At 71.7% G+C, this 13992-nt stretch carries 12 protein-coding genes; 7 read left to right on the forward strand and 5 right to left on the reverse strand.

Going from position 1 to position 13992, the window contains the following annotated elements; all coding sequences use genetic code 11:
• Positions 1-33: 33 nt before the first annotated feature.
• Both ACIGWZ_RS38600 and ACIGWZ_RS38605 read right to left on the reverse strand, forming a co-directional pair.
• The gene (locus tag ACIGWZ_RS38600; RefSeq protein ID WP_400072602.1) at positions 34-1095 is read right to left on the reverse strand and encodes a FecCD family ABC transporter permease; all 1062 of its coding nucleotides are present in this window, start codon (positions 1093-1095) and stop codon (positions 34-36) included.
• A 56-nt stretch (positions 1096-1151) separates the two neighbouring features.
• Positions 1152-2156 carry a FecCD family ABC transporter permease gene (locus ACIGWZ_RS38605; RefSeq protein WP_400072604.1) on the reverse strand — a complete coding sequence of 335 codons (1005 nt, stop codon included), beginning with the start codon at positions 2154-2156 and terminating at the stop codon, positions 1152-1154.
• 136 nt (positions 2157-2292) lie between these two features.
• On the opposite strand from ACIGWZ_RS38605, the gene ACIGWZ_RS38610 reads away from it, so the two are divergent.
• Both ACIGWZ_RS38610 and ACIGWZ_RS38615 read left to right on the forward strand, forming a co-directional pair.
• Positions 2293-3321, forward strand: a complete 1029-nt coding sequence (locus tag ACIGWZ_RS38610; RefSeq protein ID WP_400072584.1) for an ABC transporter substrate-binding protein — start codon at positions 2293-2295, stop codon at positions 3319-3321.
• Between the two features lie 89 nt (positions 3322-3410).
• Entirely contained in the window at positions 3411-4304 is an 894-nt protein-coding gene (locus ACIGWZ_RS38615) for a siderophore-interacting protein (protein ID WP_400072586.1), read from the forward strand.
• Between the two features lie 50 nt (positions 4305-4354).
• Here ACIGWZ_RS38615 and ACIGWZ_RS38620 read toward each other — a convergent pair whose 3' ends face one another.
• Entirely contained in the window at positions 4355-5380 is a 1026-nt protein-coding gene (locus ACIGWZ_RS38620; RefSeq protein ID WP_400072588.1) for an HAD-IIA family hydrolase, read from the reverse strand.
• A 190-nt stretch (positions 5381-5570) separates the two neighbouring features.
• On the opposite strand from ACIGWZ_RS38620, the gene ACIGWZ_RS38625 reads away from it, so the two are divergent.
• From ACIGWZ_RS38625 to ACIGWZ_RS38645, 5 genes are all read left to right on the forward strand, one after another.
• A complete protein-coding gene (locus ACIGWZ_RS38625) occupies positions 5571-6836 on the forward strand; it encodes a DUF1015 family protein (RefSeq protein ID WP_400072590.1) in 1266 nt (421 codons plus the stop codon).
• Positions 6837-6999: 163 nt separating this feature from the next.
• Entirely contained in the window at positions 7000-8562 is a 1563-nt protein-coding gene (locus ACIGWZ_RS38630) for a pyridoxal phosphate-dependent decarboxylase family protein (RefSeq protein WP_400072591.1), read from the forward strand.
• A 22-nt stretch (positions 8563-8584) separates the two neighbouring features.
• On the forward strand, positions 8585-9961 hold the full coding sequence (locus ACIGWZ_RS38635) for a lysine N(6)-hydroxylase/L-ornithine N(5)-oxygenase family protein (RefSeq protein WP_400072593.1): 1377 nt from the start codon (positions 8585-8587) through the stop codon (positions 9959-9961).
• Positions 9958-10527 carry a GNAT family N-acetyltransferase gene (locus ACIGWZ_RS38640; RefSeq protein WP_400072595.1) on the forward strand — a complete coding sequence of 190 codons (570 nt, stop codon included), beginning with the start codon at positions 9958-9960 and terminating at the stop codon, positions 10525-10527. Before ACIGWZ_RS38635 ends, ACIGWZ_RS38640 begins: the two co-directional genes overlap by 4 nt.
• Positions 10524-12326, forward strand: a complete 1803-nt coding sequence (locus ACIGWZ_RS38645; protein WP_400072597.1) for an IucA/IucC family protein — start codon at positions 10524-10526, stop codon at positions 12324-12326. Before ACIGWZ_RS38640 ends, ACIGWZ_RS38645 begins: the two co-directional genes overlap by 4 nt.
• A 76-nt stretch (positions 12327-12402) precedes the next feature.
• Here the strand turns inward: ACIGWZ_RS38645 and ACIGWZ_RS38650 are convergent, their stop codons facing one another.
• Both ACIGWZ_RS38650 and ACIGWZ_RS38655 read right to left on the reverse strand, forming a co-directional pair.
• Complete coding sequence (locus ACIGWZ_RS38650) at positions 12403-13167, reverse strand: hypothetical protein (RefSeq protein WP_400072606.1); 765 nt, start codon at positions 13165-13167, stop codon at positions 12403-12405.
• A partial coding sequence (locus tag ACIGWZ_RS38655) for a hypothetical protein (RefSeq protein ID WP_400072607.1) occupies positions 13104-13992 on the reverse strand: 889 nt, incomplete at its 5' end. The genes ACIGWZ_RS38650 and ACIGWZ_RS38655, both read right to left, overlap by 64 nt.

Raw genomic sequence — 13992 nt, forward strand, 5'->3', positions numbered from 1 at the left:
TCCGGCCGGCGTCCGGCGCGCCGCCTGTGGCTCTCACATCCGCCCCGCCCTGCGCTCGGTCGCCAGCAGCCACAGCAGATAGCCGCCGCCGAGGACGCCGGTCAGCACGCCCACCGGCAGCTGGTCGGCGCCGAAGAGGCGTTGCGAGACCCAGTCCGCGGCGACCAGGAGCAGGGCGCCCATCAGGGCGGCGGGCAGCAGGTTGGGGCCGGGCAGGGGGCCGCCCGAGGCGCCCCCGAGCCGGCGGGGGAGCCTCAGGCGCCGGGCGAGCTGGGGTGCGGTGAGGGCCACGAAGGCGATGGGCCCGGCCGCGGCGGTGGCGGAGGCGACGAGCAGGACCGAGGCCAGCAGTGTCACGGTGCGCACCCGGCCGACCCGTACGCCGAGCGCGTACGCGGCGTCGTCGCCCATCTCCAGCATCCGCAGCGGACGCCCGTGGAGCAGGAGCAGCGGGACGAGTACGGCGCAGGTCGCGGCCAGCGGCCGGACCTGGTCCCAGTCCCGGCCGTTGAGGGAGCCGTTCATCCAGGTGGTGGCCCGGGTCGCCTCGACGATGTTCGCCTTGGTCAGGAGGTAGAGCACGACGGCGTAGAGCATCGCGGAGGCGCCGATGCCGACGAGCACGAAGCGGTAGCCCTGGATGCCGCGCTTCCAGGCGAGCAGGAAGATGGCGATGCCGGTGGCCACGCCGCCGACGACGGACCCGGCGGCGACCGCGAAGGTGCCGCCCTGGAAGAAGACGATGACGATCAGGGCGCCGACGGACGACCCCTGGGCGAAGCCCAGTACGTCGGGGCTGCCGAGCGGGTTGCGGGAGACGGTCTGGAAGACCGCGCCGGAGATCCCGAACGCGGCGCCGACCAGCAGTCCCACCAGGACGCGGGGCAGCCGGAGGTCCTGGACGATGAATTCCTGGCCGGGGTTGCCGCCGCCGGTGAGCGTGGTGAGCACCTCGCCCGGCGTCATCGGGTAGTCGCCGGTGCCGATCAGCGCGACGGCGGCGGCCAGCGCGAGGGCCAGCAGTACGAGGCAGGCGGTCACGGCCGGTACGTCCAGCCGAAGTGCGAGCCCGCGCCGGGTCCGTACCGAAATCATCCGCCGGGCGGCCCGCGCCGCAGGTCTCGTGCCCTTCTCGGGCGTCCTGGTCGCGCTCACAGCTGGGCCATCCTCCGGCGTCGTACGAGAGCGATGAAGACGGGGCCGCCGATGACGGCCGTGACGATGCCGACCTGCAGCTCGCCCGGCCGGGCCACCACCCGCCCGAGGATGTCGGCGCCGAGCAGCAGCACCGGCGAGAGCACCGCGGCGTACGGCAGGATCCAGCGCATGTCGGGCCCGGTGACGGCGCGTACGGCGTGCGGCACCATCAGGCCGACGTAGACGATGGGGCCACAGACCGCGGTCGCACCGCCGCACAGCAGGGTGACCGCGAGCATCGCCAGGACGCGGGTGCGGGTCAGCCTGGTGCCCAGGGCGCGCGCCTGGTCGTCGCCGAGCGCGATGGCGTTCAGCGGCCGGGCGAGCAGCAGGGCGAGGACGGCGCCCACCGCGAGGAACGGCGCGATCTCGGTGACGGTCGGCATGGTGGCGGCGGCCAGCGAACCGACCGTCCAGAAGCGCATCTTGTCCAGCGCCGCGGTGTCCATGAGGTTGACGGCGTTGAGGTAGCCGGTGAGGACGGCGGTGAGCGCGGTGCCGGCCAGGGCGAGGCGTACGGGCGTGGCGCTGCGGGTGCCGCCGAGGACGTACCCCGCGGCGGAGACGACCGCGGCGCCGACGAAGGCGAACCACACATAGCCGGTCAGTGAGGTGACGCCGAAGAAGCTGATGGCGGAGACGACCGCGGCCGAGGCGCCGGCGTTGATGCCGAGGACTCCGGGGTCCGCGAGGGGGTTCCGGGTCAGCGCCTGCATGACCGTGCCGGCCAGGCCCAGGGCGGCGCCGACGATGACGCCGAGCAGGGTGCGGGGCAGCCGTACATCGCGGATGACGACGTCGGTGTCGGAGCCGGAGTAGTGGAACACCCCGTGCCAGACCTGGTCGAGGGGGATCTGTTTGGCGCCGACGGCGATACCGGCGACGGTGACGACAGCCAGGAGGGCCACGGAGGCGGCCAGCCCCGCGGAGCGCGTGAGGTGCCGACGCTGCGGCGCCATCGGGGCCGGGGCCGTGGGCGCTTCGGGGGGACTGTCAACCAACACGGTAGTTAGGTTAGCCTACCCTCACATTCATCTTGCGGGCACCCCGTGCCGGGCCCCGCCCTGCCCGCCTCCAGAGAGAAGCCGCACCACCATGAGCACCTCCCGAAGCGTAACCCCGTCCCGCCGCGGCATCCTGGCCGCGGGCGGCGCCGTCGGCATCGGCGCCCTGCTCGCCGCCTGCGGCAAAGGCAAGGGCTCCGGGAGCGCCAACGGCGGTGCCCAGGGCGGCCCCTGGTCGTTCACCGACGACCGCAGGAAGAAGGTCTCCCTCAAGAACACCCCGCAGCGCATCGTCGCCTTCACCGGCACCGCCGCCGCGCTGCACGACTTCGGCATCGACGACCGGATCGTCGGCGTCTTCGGCCCGACCCGGCTCCAGAACGGAAAGCCCGACCCGCAGGCCGGCGACCTCGACATCCGCAAGGTCACCATCATCGGCAACGCCTACAACCAGTTCAACGTCGAGAAGTACGCGAGCCTGAACCCCGATCTGCTGGTCACCAACATGTACGAGCCGGGCGCGCTGTGGTTCGTCCCGGACGACAGCAAGGGCAAGATCACACCGCTCGCCGAGTCCGTCGCCCTCACCTCCGCGCGGGTCCCGCTCCTCAAGATCATCGAGCGGTACGCCGCGCTCGCGAAGTCGCTCGGCGCCGACCTGAAGGCTGAGAAGGTCACCGACGCCAAGGCCCGCTTCGAGAAGGCCTCCGCCGCGCTGCGCAAGGCCGCCAGGAGCAACCCGGTCAAGGTGCTCGCCTGTTCCGGCAGCCCCGGCCTCTTCTACGCCTCCAACCCCGGCATCAACGCCGACCTCATGTACTACAAGTCCCTCGGCGTCGATCTGATCGTCCCCGACCACCTGGACAAGGGCGGCTACTTCGAGAGCCTGAGCTGGGAGAACGCCGACAAGTACAAGGCCGATGTCCTGCTGCTGGACAACCGGACCGCCACCCTCCAGCCCAAGGACCTCGCCGCCAAGCCCTCCTGGGCCAAGCTGCCCGCCGTCAAGGCCGGCCAGATCACGCCCTGGTCGAGCGAGCCGCGCTTCTCCTACGCGGGCGCCGCACCGCTCATCGAGTCGCTCGCCCGGGCCATCGAGGGCGCCGAGAAGACCACGTGACACCCGGCCGCGGTGTACCGCGGGCCCCGAGCCCGGCGTCCACCGCGGGCGCATCCCACCCCCCGCCACCGCCACGGAAGGTCCCCGACATGACCACGACCGCCGCCCCCGCCACCGCGCCCTTCCGCTTCTTCGATGTCCAGGTCGTCCGCGCCCTGCGGGTGAGCACCTCCGTGGTCCGCATCACCTTCGGCGGCGAACGGCTGGATGCGCTGGCGTCCGGCGGTCGCGACCAGCGCTTCAAGCTCTTCCTCCCGCAGCCCCACCAGGACCGGCCGGTCTTCGACGACACCGGCGACGGCTGGTACACCGCCTGGCGGGCGCAGGACCCGGCCGAACGGCCGGTGATGCGCTCGTACACGATCCGCGAACAGCGCCATGAGCCACGGGAGTTCGACGTCGACTTCGCGCTGCACGGCGCCGGCGGCGGAACGCCGTCCACGGCGGGCGGGCCCGCTTCCCGCTGGGCCGCCGCCGCCCGGCCCGGCGACCGGCTGACCGTCCTCGCCCCGGCCGTCGAGGACAACGGCGGCATCGACTTCCGCCCGCCGGCCGGCACCGACTGGATCCTGCTCACCGGCGACGAGACGGCGCTGCCCGCCATCGCCGGCATCCTGTCCTGGCTCTCCCCGGGCACCCACGCCAAGGTCTGGATCGAGATCGACCACGAGGACGACCGGCAGCACCTGCCCACCTTCGCCGACGCCGACATCACCTGGCTCGTCCGGGACGGGGCGGGCGCCGCGCACCCCGAACCGGTGCTGTCCGCGGTGCGCGCCGCAAAGCTGCCCGAGGGCACCCCGTACGCCTGGATCGCCGGTGAGGCCGGGACCGTCAAGGCCCTGCGCCGGCATCTCGTACGCGAGCGCGGAATCGACCGCGGAGCGGTGAAGTTCACCGGCTACTGGCGGCGCGGCGCCACCGAGGAGGACCTGATCGCGGAGCTGATGGCGGGCGCGGCCGCCCCGTCCGACGAGGACTGAACCTGAACCGCCGTCGAGCGAGGGCCGCGCACCCGGCGGGCCCCCGCTCCTCACAGCCCGATCCGCGCCAGCGCCTTCCCCGCGTCCGCCGCGCAACTGCCGTCCCCCGCCGCCGTCCAGGCCGCCGCGCACAGCGCCCGCAGCCCGTCCAGCGGCGCCCCGTCACCTTCCAGGACGAGCGCGCCCCCGGCCGCCCCGGCCCGGAAGCCGCCGCACCGGAAGCCGCCGTCCTCCGGCGTCACCGGCGGCTGCGGCGCCAGCAACCCCCGCAGATCGGCGTCCACATACGTCGGCCGGTGCTGCGGCGGCGCGGCCAGCAGCTGGGCGGCCGTGGTGACGCCGGTGAGCACCAGCAGCGAGTCCACCCCGCCGTTGCAGGCGCCCTCGATGTCCGTATCGAGCCGGTCGCCGATCACCAGCGGCCGCCGCGCGCCGGTCCGCAGCACGGTCTCCCGGTGCATCGGCGGCTGCGGCTTGCCCGCCACCTGGGGCGCGCCGCCCGCGGCGATCCGTACGACCTCCACCAACGCGCCGTTGCCGGGGGCGATCCCGCGCTCCTTGGGAATGGTCAGATCGGTGTTGGACGCGAACCACGGCACCCCGCGCTGCACCGCGTACGCCGCCTCCGCCAGCCGCCCCCAGTCCAGCGTCGGGTCATAGCCCTGCACCACGGCCGCCGGGTCGTCGTCCGCCGACGCCACCGGCTCCAGCCCCCGCTCGCGCAGCGCCACCCGCAGCCCCTCGCCCCCGATGGCCAGCACCCGCGCGCCGGCCGGCACCTGCTCGGAGATCAGCCGGGCGACCGCCTGCGCCGAGGTGATCACATCGTCCGTGCCGGTCGGCAGCCCGAAGCCGGTGAGCTGATCGGCGACGGCCTGCGGGGTGCGGGCTGCGTTGTTGGTCACATACGCCAGGTGCATCCCGCCCTCCCGCGCCGCCGTCAGCGACGCCACGGCGTGCGCGATGGCCTCCCCGCCGGCGTAGACGACCCCGTCCAGATCCAGCAGCGCGGTGTCGTATGCCTCGTTCAGCGCGCGCTCGCACCCGTCGGGCTGCCTGCGATCCTGCTCGTTCATGCCGTCTCGCTCCTCGCTCCCACACGTCGTCCCCCCAGTGTCCGACGCGCGCCCGGACACCCGCCCTCCGGGGGCCGTACCGGACCTTGCCCGCCCCGGCTTCGCCAGCCGAAATCCAGCCGAAATTTCCGGCCGATCCCGGGCTGTACCCCGATCTTCCCTCATCGCCCGATCCGCATAGCATTCTTCAATGACCAGCACCGACGGCCTTCGCCTCCTCCCGTTCCGTGGACTGCGCTACGCCCCGGAACGGGTCAGCAGCCTCACCGCTGTCACCTCCCCGCCGTACGACGTCGTGGTCCGGCCGGACGGCGTGCGCGAACTGGAGACCGCGGATCCCTACAACATCGTCCGGCTGATCCTGCCGCACGCCCCGGAGCCCGCCGCCCGCCACCGCCAGGCCGCCGACACCCTGCGCCGCTGGCGCGACGAGGGCATCCTGACGCCCGACGAGCGGCCCGCGCTCTACGTGTACGAGCAGCGCAGCGGCGAGATCCTGCAACGCGGGCTGATCGGCGCGCTGCGCCTGGACGGGCCGGTGCTGCCGCACGAGGACGTCATCCCGGAGGTGGTCGAGGACCGGGCCGCGCTGATGCGTGCGGCGGCCGCCAATTTCGAGCCGTTGCTGCTCTCCTACCGCGGCCAGGGCACGGCCACCGGCGCCACCGCCGTGATCGAACGGACCGTGCAGAGCGCCCCGCTGCTCGCCACCACCACGGAGGACGGTTTCGCGCACCGCCTGTGGGCCGTCACCGCCCCCGCCGACCTCGCCGCCATCGACGACGATCTCGCCCACCGGGAGGCCCTGATCGCCGACGGCCACCACCGTTGGGCGACCTACCAGCGGCTCTACGAGCAGCAGCCGGACGCCACTTCGGCCTCCCCCTGGGCGTCCGGCCTGGTGCTGCTGGTCGACACCGCCCGCTATCCGCTCCAGGTCCGGGCGATCCACCGCGTACTGCCGCATCTGCCGCTCAGCAAGGCGCTGGCGGGGGTGGGCGACGCCTTCCGCGTCCGCCGGCTGCCCGGCGAGCTGTCCGCCGCGCTGGAGGCCCTGGAGGAGACGCCCGGCAACGCCTTCGTCCTCGCGGGCGGGCCGGACGCCTTCCACCTCCTGGACCGTCCCGATCCCGGGCTGCTCGCGCGTACGGTCCGCACCGACCGGCCCGAGGCGTGGCGGCGGCTGGATGCCACCGTTCTGCACTCCGTCCTCCTGGACGAGGTCTGGCGCATTCCCGACCATCCGTCGGACATCGGCTATCTGCATCACACCGAGGCCGCCGTCGCGCAGGCCGCCCGGCACGGCGGCACGGCCGTCCTGATGCGCGCCACGTCCGAGGACACGGTCCGTCAACTCGCCCAGCGCGGCGTGACCATGCCGCGCAAGTCCACTTCCTTCGGCCCCAAGCCGGCCACCGGTCTCGTCCTGCGCACGCTGGACGACGACACGAACTGACCCCACCGCGGGCCGTCCTCCCGGGGAAGACACCCCATACCCACCCGAGCGATTAGTTAGGTTAGGCTTACCTAACTACGTCGCTCGGGTGGGTTTTCCTGCCTCTGCGCACCCCTCCGCCCTGCGCAGGACGTGGTCACACCCGTATCAGGAGGACACCTTCATGACTCTCCTCGTGCCCTTTGCCGAGGATCCGTCGCCCGCCGGCGCATCCCCCGCCGAACCGGCCGACAGCAGAAGCCATCTGCTCAACAACGCCACGGCGGCCCGCTACCGCGACGCCGTCACCGCATCCGTCGCCCGGGTCAGCGCCAAAATCGCCGCCACCGACCGCCCGTTCACCGGGATATCCGTCGACGGCCTCGCGCCCACCGTGGCCGCCGTGGACCTCGAAGCGCCCCTGTACGACCCGGCCGCCGCACTCGACGAACTCGACGAGGTCTACCTCCGCGACGCCGTCTACTTCCACCACCCGCGCTATCTCGCGCACCTCAACTGCCCCGTGGTGATCCCGGCGTTGATCGGCGAGGCCGTCCTGGCCGCCGTCAACTCCTCCCTGGACACCTGGGACCAGAGCGCCGGCGGCACCCTGATCGAGCGCCGGCTGATCGACTGGACCGCCGACCGCATAGGCCTCGGCGACCTCGCCGACGGCATCTTCACCAGCGGCGGCAGCCAGTCCAACCTCCAGGCCATGCTGCTCGCCCGCGACGAGGCCTGCCGCCACGAGCTGGCCCGCGACGCCACACCGCCGGACACCCGGCTCACCGACGTCCTGCCCCGGCTGCGCATCCTCACCTCCGCATGCAGCCACTTCAGCATCCGTAAAGCGGCCACCCTGCTGGGCATGGGCCCGGAGGCCGTCATCACCGTCCCGACCGACGAGCACAAGCGGATGCGCACCGCCGACCTGGCCGACGAGCTGGCGCACTGTCAGCGCGAGGGCCTGATCCCCATGGCCGTCGTCGCCACCGCCGGCACCACCGACTTCGGCTCCATCGACCCGCTCCCGGACATCGCCGACCTGTGCGCCCGGCACGGCGCCTGGATGCACGTCGACGCCGCCTACGGCTGCGGCCTGCTGGTCTCCCGCCGCCGTGACCTGCTGACCGGCATCGAACGCGCCGACTCGGTGACCGTCGACTACCACAAGTCCTTCTTTCAGCCGGTCAGTTCGAGCGCCGTCCTGGTCCGCGACCGCGCCACCCTGAAGCACGTCACCTACCACGCGGACTATCTCAACCCGCGCCGGATGGCCGAACGGCGCATCCCCAACCAGGTCGACAAGTCGATCCAGACCACCCGCCGGTTCGACGCCCTCAAACTCTGGCTCACCCTGCGCATCATGGGCGCCGGGGCCCTCGGCGAACTCTTCGACGAGGTCATCGACCGCGCCGCGGACGCCTGGAAACTCCTCCACGACGACCCCCGCTTCGACGTCGTCGCCGAACCGCAGCTGAGCACCCTCGTCTTCCGCTACGTACCCGGCGCCGACCGGGACCCCGAGCTCAGCGACCAGGTCAACCTGCACGCCCGGGACGCCCTGTTCGCCTCGGGCGACGCCATCGTCGCGGGCACCGTCGTCGACGGCCGCCACTACCTCAAGTTCACCCTGCTCAACCCGGAGACCACGCTCGAGGACATCGCCACCGTCCTCGACCTGATCGCCGAGCACGCCGGCAGCTACCTGGCCGAGGCCGCCGCACCGGCCCTCAGCGCCCGCTGACCCTCCCCCATGCCTCAAGGGCATGGGAGCTGCCCCCACCGAGCCGTCCATCCCCATCGGAGACCCCGTGTCCGCCCCGCACCCCTCCCCGTACGACTTCATCGCCATCGGCCTGGGCCCCTTCAACCTCGGCCTGGCCTGCCTGACCGACCCGATCGAGGAACTGAACGGCCTGTTCCTCGACAACAAGCCGGCCTTCGACTGGCACCCGGGCATGATGCTCGACAGCAGCCACCTCCAAGTGCCCTTCATGGCCGACCTGGTGACGCTCGCCGACCCCACCTCCCCGTTCTCCTTCCTCAACTACCTCAAGGATTCCGGGCGGCTCTATCCGTTCTACATCCGCGAGAGCTTCTATCCGCTGCGCGCCGAATTCAACGACTACTGCCGCTGGGCGGCCGGCAGACTCGACTCGGTCCGCTTCGCCCAGCAGGTCACCGGCGTCGAGTACGACGAGAGCGAAGAGCTGTACGTCGTGCATGCCGAGCACCTCCCCACCGGCGACCGCACCACCCACCGCGCCCGCAAGCTCGTCCTGGGCACCGGCACCCCACCACACGTCCCCGACGCCTGCCGCGACCTCGGCGGCGACCTCCTCCACAACTCCGACTACCTCGACGCCAAGGCAACCCTCCAGGCCAAGGACAGCATCACCATCGTCGGCAGCGGCCAGAGCGCGGCCGAGGTCTACCACGACCTCCTCCAGGACATCGACAGCCACGGCTACCACCTGACCTGGGCCACCCGCTCCCCCCGCTTCTTCCCCCTCGAATACACCAAGCTCACGCTGGAGATGACCTCCCCGGAGTACGTCGACTACTTCCACGCCCTCCCGCAGGCCACCCGCGACCACCTCAACGCCACCCAGAAGCACCTCTACAAGGGCATCGACTCCGAGCTGATCAACGACATCTTCGACCTGCTCTACCAGAAGAACCTCGCGGGCCCCGTCCCCACCCGCCTGCTCACCAACACCGCGCTGAACCAGGCGAGTTACGACGCGGCGAGCGGCACCTACACGCTCGGCCTGCGCCAGGAGGAACAGGGCCAGGACTTCACCCTCGACACCCAGGGCCTGATCCTCGCCACCGGCTACCGCTACCGCGTACCGGACTTCCTCGCCCCGGTCCGCGACCGCATCGCCTGGGACGACGCCGGCCGCTACGACGTCGCCCGCAACTACAGCATCGACACCACCGGCCACGGCATCTACGTGCAGAACGCCGAGCTGCACACCCACGGCTTCGTCACGCCCGACCTCGGCATGGCCGCGTACCGCAACTCCTGCATCATCCGCGAGCTGCTCGGCCGCGAGTACTACCCGGTCGAAAAGGCCATCGCCTTCCAGGAGTTCGCCGCCCCGGCCGCCCCGCACCACCCCCTGGAGATCCCCGCATGACCACCCCCCTGTTCACCCGCACCGACCCCGCACTCGGGGACTTCTCCCTACGGCCTGTCGACCCGCCCGCCGACGCCGAACTGCTCCACGGCTGGGTCACCCACCCCAAAGCCGTCTTCTGGCTGATGCAGGACTGCGACCTCGCCGCCGTGGAGAAGGAATTCACACGGATAGCCGCCGACCCCTTCCACGACGCCTTCCTCGGCCTGCACAACGGCACCCCGGCCTTCCTGATGGAGCGCTACGACCCGGCCCACCGCGAACTGGTCGGCATCCACGCCGCCGAACCCGGCGACGTCGGCATGCACTTCCTCACGGCCCCCACCGCCACCCCCTTGCACGGCTTCACCCACGCCGTCATCACCACCGTCATGGACATGCTCTTCGCCGACCCGGCCACCCACCGCGTCGTCGTCGAACCGGACGCCCGCAACACCGCCGTCCACAGCCTCAACAAGGCCGTCGGCTTCGAGATCGTCCGCACCGTCAGCCTCCCCTCCAAAGACGCCTACCTCAGCACCTGCACCCGCGACCAGTTCCTGGCCACCCGAGGAGACCACCGATGACCGCCGGCACCCGGCCCACCCCCCAGGACGCCGTCGCCCACCTCACCCCCGACCTGTGGGCCCGCGCCAACCGCCTTCTGATCCGCAAGGCCCTGGCCGAATTCGCCCACGAACGGCTGCTCACCCCCAAGCGCCTCCCCCCGGACGGCCACTACACCGTCCACAGCGACGACGGCAGCACCGCATACCGCTTCGCCGCCCGCAGACAGGCCCTCGACCACTGGGCGATCGACGCGGACAGCATCACCCGCCACCGCGACGACCACACCGAACTCCCCCTGGACGCCCTGGAGTTCTTCATTGAACTCCGCACAACCCTGGGCCTGACCCCCTCGATCCTCCCCGTCTATCTCGAGGAGATCAGCTCCACCCTCTCCGGCACCGCCTACAAACTGGCCGCCGACCGGCCCACCGCCACCGAACTCGCCACCTCCGGCTTCCAGGCCATCGAGACCGGCATGACCGAGGGCCACCCCTGCTTCGTCGCCAACAACGGCCGCCTCGGCTTCGGCATCCACGAGTACCACGCCTACGCCCCGGAAACCGCGAGCCCCGTACGCCTCCTCTGGCTCGCCGCCCACCGCGACCACGCCACCTTCACCGCCGGCACGGACCTCGACTACGACACCCTCATCCACTCCGAACTCGACGAAGCCACCCGCACCCGCTTCACCACCACCCTCACCGACCTCGGCCTCACCCCCTCCGACTACTTCTTCTTCCCCACCCACCCCTGGCAGTGGTGGAACAAGCTCTCCGTCACCTTCGCCGCCGAAGTCGCCCAGCAGCGCCTGGTGTGCCTCGGCCCCGGCGACGACGACTACCTCGCCCAGCAGTCCATCCGTACCTTTTTCAACACCACCACCCCCACCAAGCACTACGTGAAGACGGCCCTCTCCGTCCTCAACATGGGCTTCATGCGCGGCCTCTCCGCCTCCTACATGGAGGCCACCCCGGCCATCAACGACTGGCTCGCCCGCCTGATCGCCGCCGACGACACCTTCCGCGCCGCCCGCTTCTCGATCATCCGCGAACGCGCCGCCATCGGTTACCACCACCGCCGGTACGAGGCCGCCACCGACAAGGGCTCCCCGTACCGCAAAATGCTCGCCGCCCTGTGGCGCGAAAGCCCCGTCCCCACCCTGGAACCCGGCCAGCGCCTCGCCACCATGGCGTCCCTCCTCCACACCGACCCCGACGGCGCCTCCCTCACCGCCGCCCTCATCGATGAGTCCGGCCTGGAACCCACCACCTGGCTCCGCCGCTACCTCGACGCCTACCTCACCCCCGTCCTCCACTCCTTCTACGCCTACGACCTGGTCTTCATGCCGCACGGCGAGAACGTCATCCTCGTCCTCGAGGACGGCGCGGTGACCCGCGCGATCTTCAAGGACATCGCCGAAGAAATCGCCGTCATGGACCCCGCCGCGGTCCTGCCGCCGACCGTCGAACGCATCCGCGCCGACGTCCCCGAGGACAAAAAGCTCCTCTCCCTCTTCACCGACGTCTTCGACTGCTTCTTCCGCTTCCTGAGCGGCACCCTCGCCGACCGCGACATCCTCACCGAGGAATCCTTCTGGCGCACGGTCGCCGACTGCATCACCGACTACCAGGCCGCCCACCCCCACCTCGCCGCCAAGTTCGCCCAATACGACCTCTTCACCGACGAGTTCGCCCTCTCCTGCCTCAACCGCCTCCAGCTGCGCGACAACCAGCAGATGGTCGACCTCCAGGACCCGGCCGGCGCCCTCCAGCTCGTCGGCACCCTCCGCAACCCCATCGCCCCCTACGCCCCCTGACCCCCCAAACGCCGAAGGGCGGGATCCCCTCGGGATCCCGCCCTTCGCTTTACCGCTCAGCCCTGCTCAGCCTCGCTCAGTCCTGCTCGGACCGCTCATCGCGAGCGGCGCCCGCGCCCTCATCGGCGCCCTCGGCCTCGTCCTCACCGAGCTCGTCGCCGTCTTCCAGCGCATCGGTGAACTGCACCCCGTCCAGCTCCGCCAGTCGGTCCGAGGCATCCGTCGAACCGGCCTGGTCGGCCTCGAGCGCCTTGGCGAACCAGTCGCGCGCCTCGCCCTCGCGCCCGACCTCCAGCAGCGCATCCGCGTACGCATACCGCAGCCGCGCGGTCCACGGGTGCACGGCATTCGATGCCAGCTCAGGGCTCTGCAGCGTCACCACCGCCGCGTCCGCCTGCCCCATGTCCCGACGGGCACCCGCCGCGACCAGCCGCATCTCGACCTGCCCGGCCCGGTCCAGCCGCTGCACCTCGGGCTCACCGGCCATCGCCAGCGCCTTCTCCGGCCGGCCCATACCGCGCTCGCAGTCCGCCATGACGGGCCACAGCTCGACACCGCCGGTCATCCGCCGCGCCGCCCGGAACTCCCCCAGCGCCTCGCTGTACTTGCCGACCGCGTACGCCGCAAAGCCCGCGGCCTCCCGCACCGCCGCAACCCTCGACGCCAGCCGCAGCGCCACCCGCGAGTACCCGTACGCCTTCTCCGGGTCCTCGTCCAGCAGCTTGGCGACCATCACCAGGTTCTTGGCGACATCCTCGGCAAGCGTCTTCGGCAGGCTCAGCAGCTCCTGCCGCACATCCTTGTCGATCTCCTCACCGGTGACGTCGTCCGGAATCGGGATCCGCTTGATCGGCTCCCGGTCCGGACGCCCATCCCGCCGGTCATCGCGCCGGTCGTCACGCCCGCGCCCCGCACCGTACGGCCGGCGCCCACGCTCATCGTCCCGACGGAACCCACCCCGGTCGTCCCGACGCGGCCCCCGGTCGTCCCTGCGGAACCCACCACGGTCATCGCGCCGGTCGTCGCGCCGGTCGCCACCGCGGTACCCACCACGGTCACCACCGGACGGACGGTCATCCCGACGGAACCCGCCGCGCTCGCCGCCACGTTCATCCCGCCGATCGTCCCTGCGGAACCCGCCGCGGTCGCCACCGGACGGACGCTCGTCCCGCCGGAACCCGCCCCGGTCGCCACCGGACGGACGGTCATCCCGCCGGAACCCACCACGGTCGTCGCGCCGGTCGTCGCGCCGGTCGCCACCGCGGTACCCACCACGGTCACCACCGGACGGACGGTCGTCCCTACGGAACCCGCCGCGGTCACCACCGCGCTCGCCACCACGGTCATCGCGCCGGTCGTCACGCCGGAAACCGCCGCCCCGCTCATCATCACGACGCGGCCCACGCGGCCGATCATCCCGACGATCGCCACCACGGAACCCACCACGGTCACCACCGGACGGACGGTCGTCCCGACGGAACCCACCACGGTCACCACCCGAGGGACGGTCGTCCCTACGGAACCCGCCGCGGTCACCACCGCGCTCGCCACCACGGTCATCGCGCCGGTCATCACGCCGGAAACCGCCGCCCCGCTCATCATCACGACGCGGCCCACGCGGCCGATCATCCCGACGATCGCCACCACGGAACCCACCACGGTCACC

It is taken from the genome of Streptomyces sp. NPDC053427 (assembly GCF_044544985.1).
Taxonomy (GTDB): domain Bacteria; phylum Actinomycetota; class Actinomycetes; order Streptomycetales; family Streptomycetaceae; genus Streptomyces.

Bases quoted from the DNA above. Each gene is read 5' to 3' on its own strand.
- ACIGWZ_RS38600 (WP_400072602.1), bottom strand. From the start codon at position 1,095: ATGATTTCGGTACGGACCCGGCGCGGGCTCGCACTTCGGCTGGACGTA.
- ACIGWZ_RS38605 (WP_400072604.1), bottom strand. From the start codon at position 2,156: ATGGCGCCGCAGCGTCGGCACCTCACGCGCTCCGCGGGGCTGGCCGCC.
- ACIGWZ_RS38610 (WP_400072584.1), top strand. From the start codon at position 2,293: ATGAGCACCTCCCGAAGCGTAACCCCGTCCCGCCGCGGCATCCTGGCC.
- ACIGWZ_RS38615 (WP_400072586.1), top strand. From the start codon at position 3,411: ATGACCACGACCGCCGCCCCCGCCACCGCGCCCTTCCGCTTCTTCGAT.
- ACIGWZ_RS38620 (WP_400072588.1), bottom strand. From the start codon at position 5,380: ATGAACGAGCAGGATCGCAGGCAGCCCGACGGGTGCGAGCGCGCGCTG.
- ACIGWZ_RS38625 (WP_400072590.1), top strand. From the start codon at position 5,571: ATGACCAGCACCGACGGCCTTCGCCTCCTCCCGTTCCGTGGACTGCGC.
- ACIGWZ_RS38630 (WP_400072591.1), top strand. From the start codon at position 7,000: ATGACTCTCCTCGTGCCCTTTGCCGAGGATCCGTCGCCCGCCGGCGCA.
- ACIGWZ_RS38635 (WP_400072593.1), top strand. From the start codon at position 8,585: ATGGGAGCTGCCCCCACCGAGCCGTCCATCCCCATCGGAGACCCCGTG.
- ACIGWZ_RS38640 (WP_400072595.1), top strand. From the start codon at position 9,958: ATGACCACCCCCCTGTTCACCCGCACCGACCCCGCACTCGGGGACTTC.
- ACIGWZ_RS38645 (WP_400072597.1), top strand. From the start codon at position 10,524: ATGACCGCCGGCACCCGGCCCACCCCCCAGGACGCCGTCGCCCACCTC.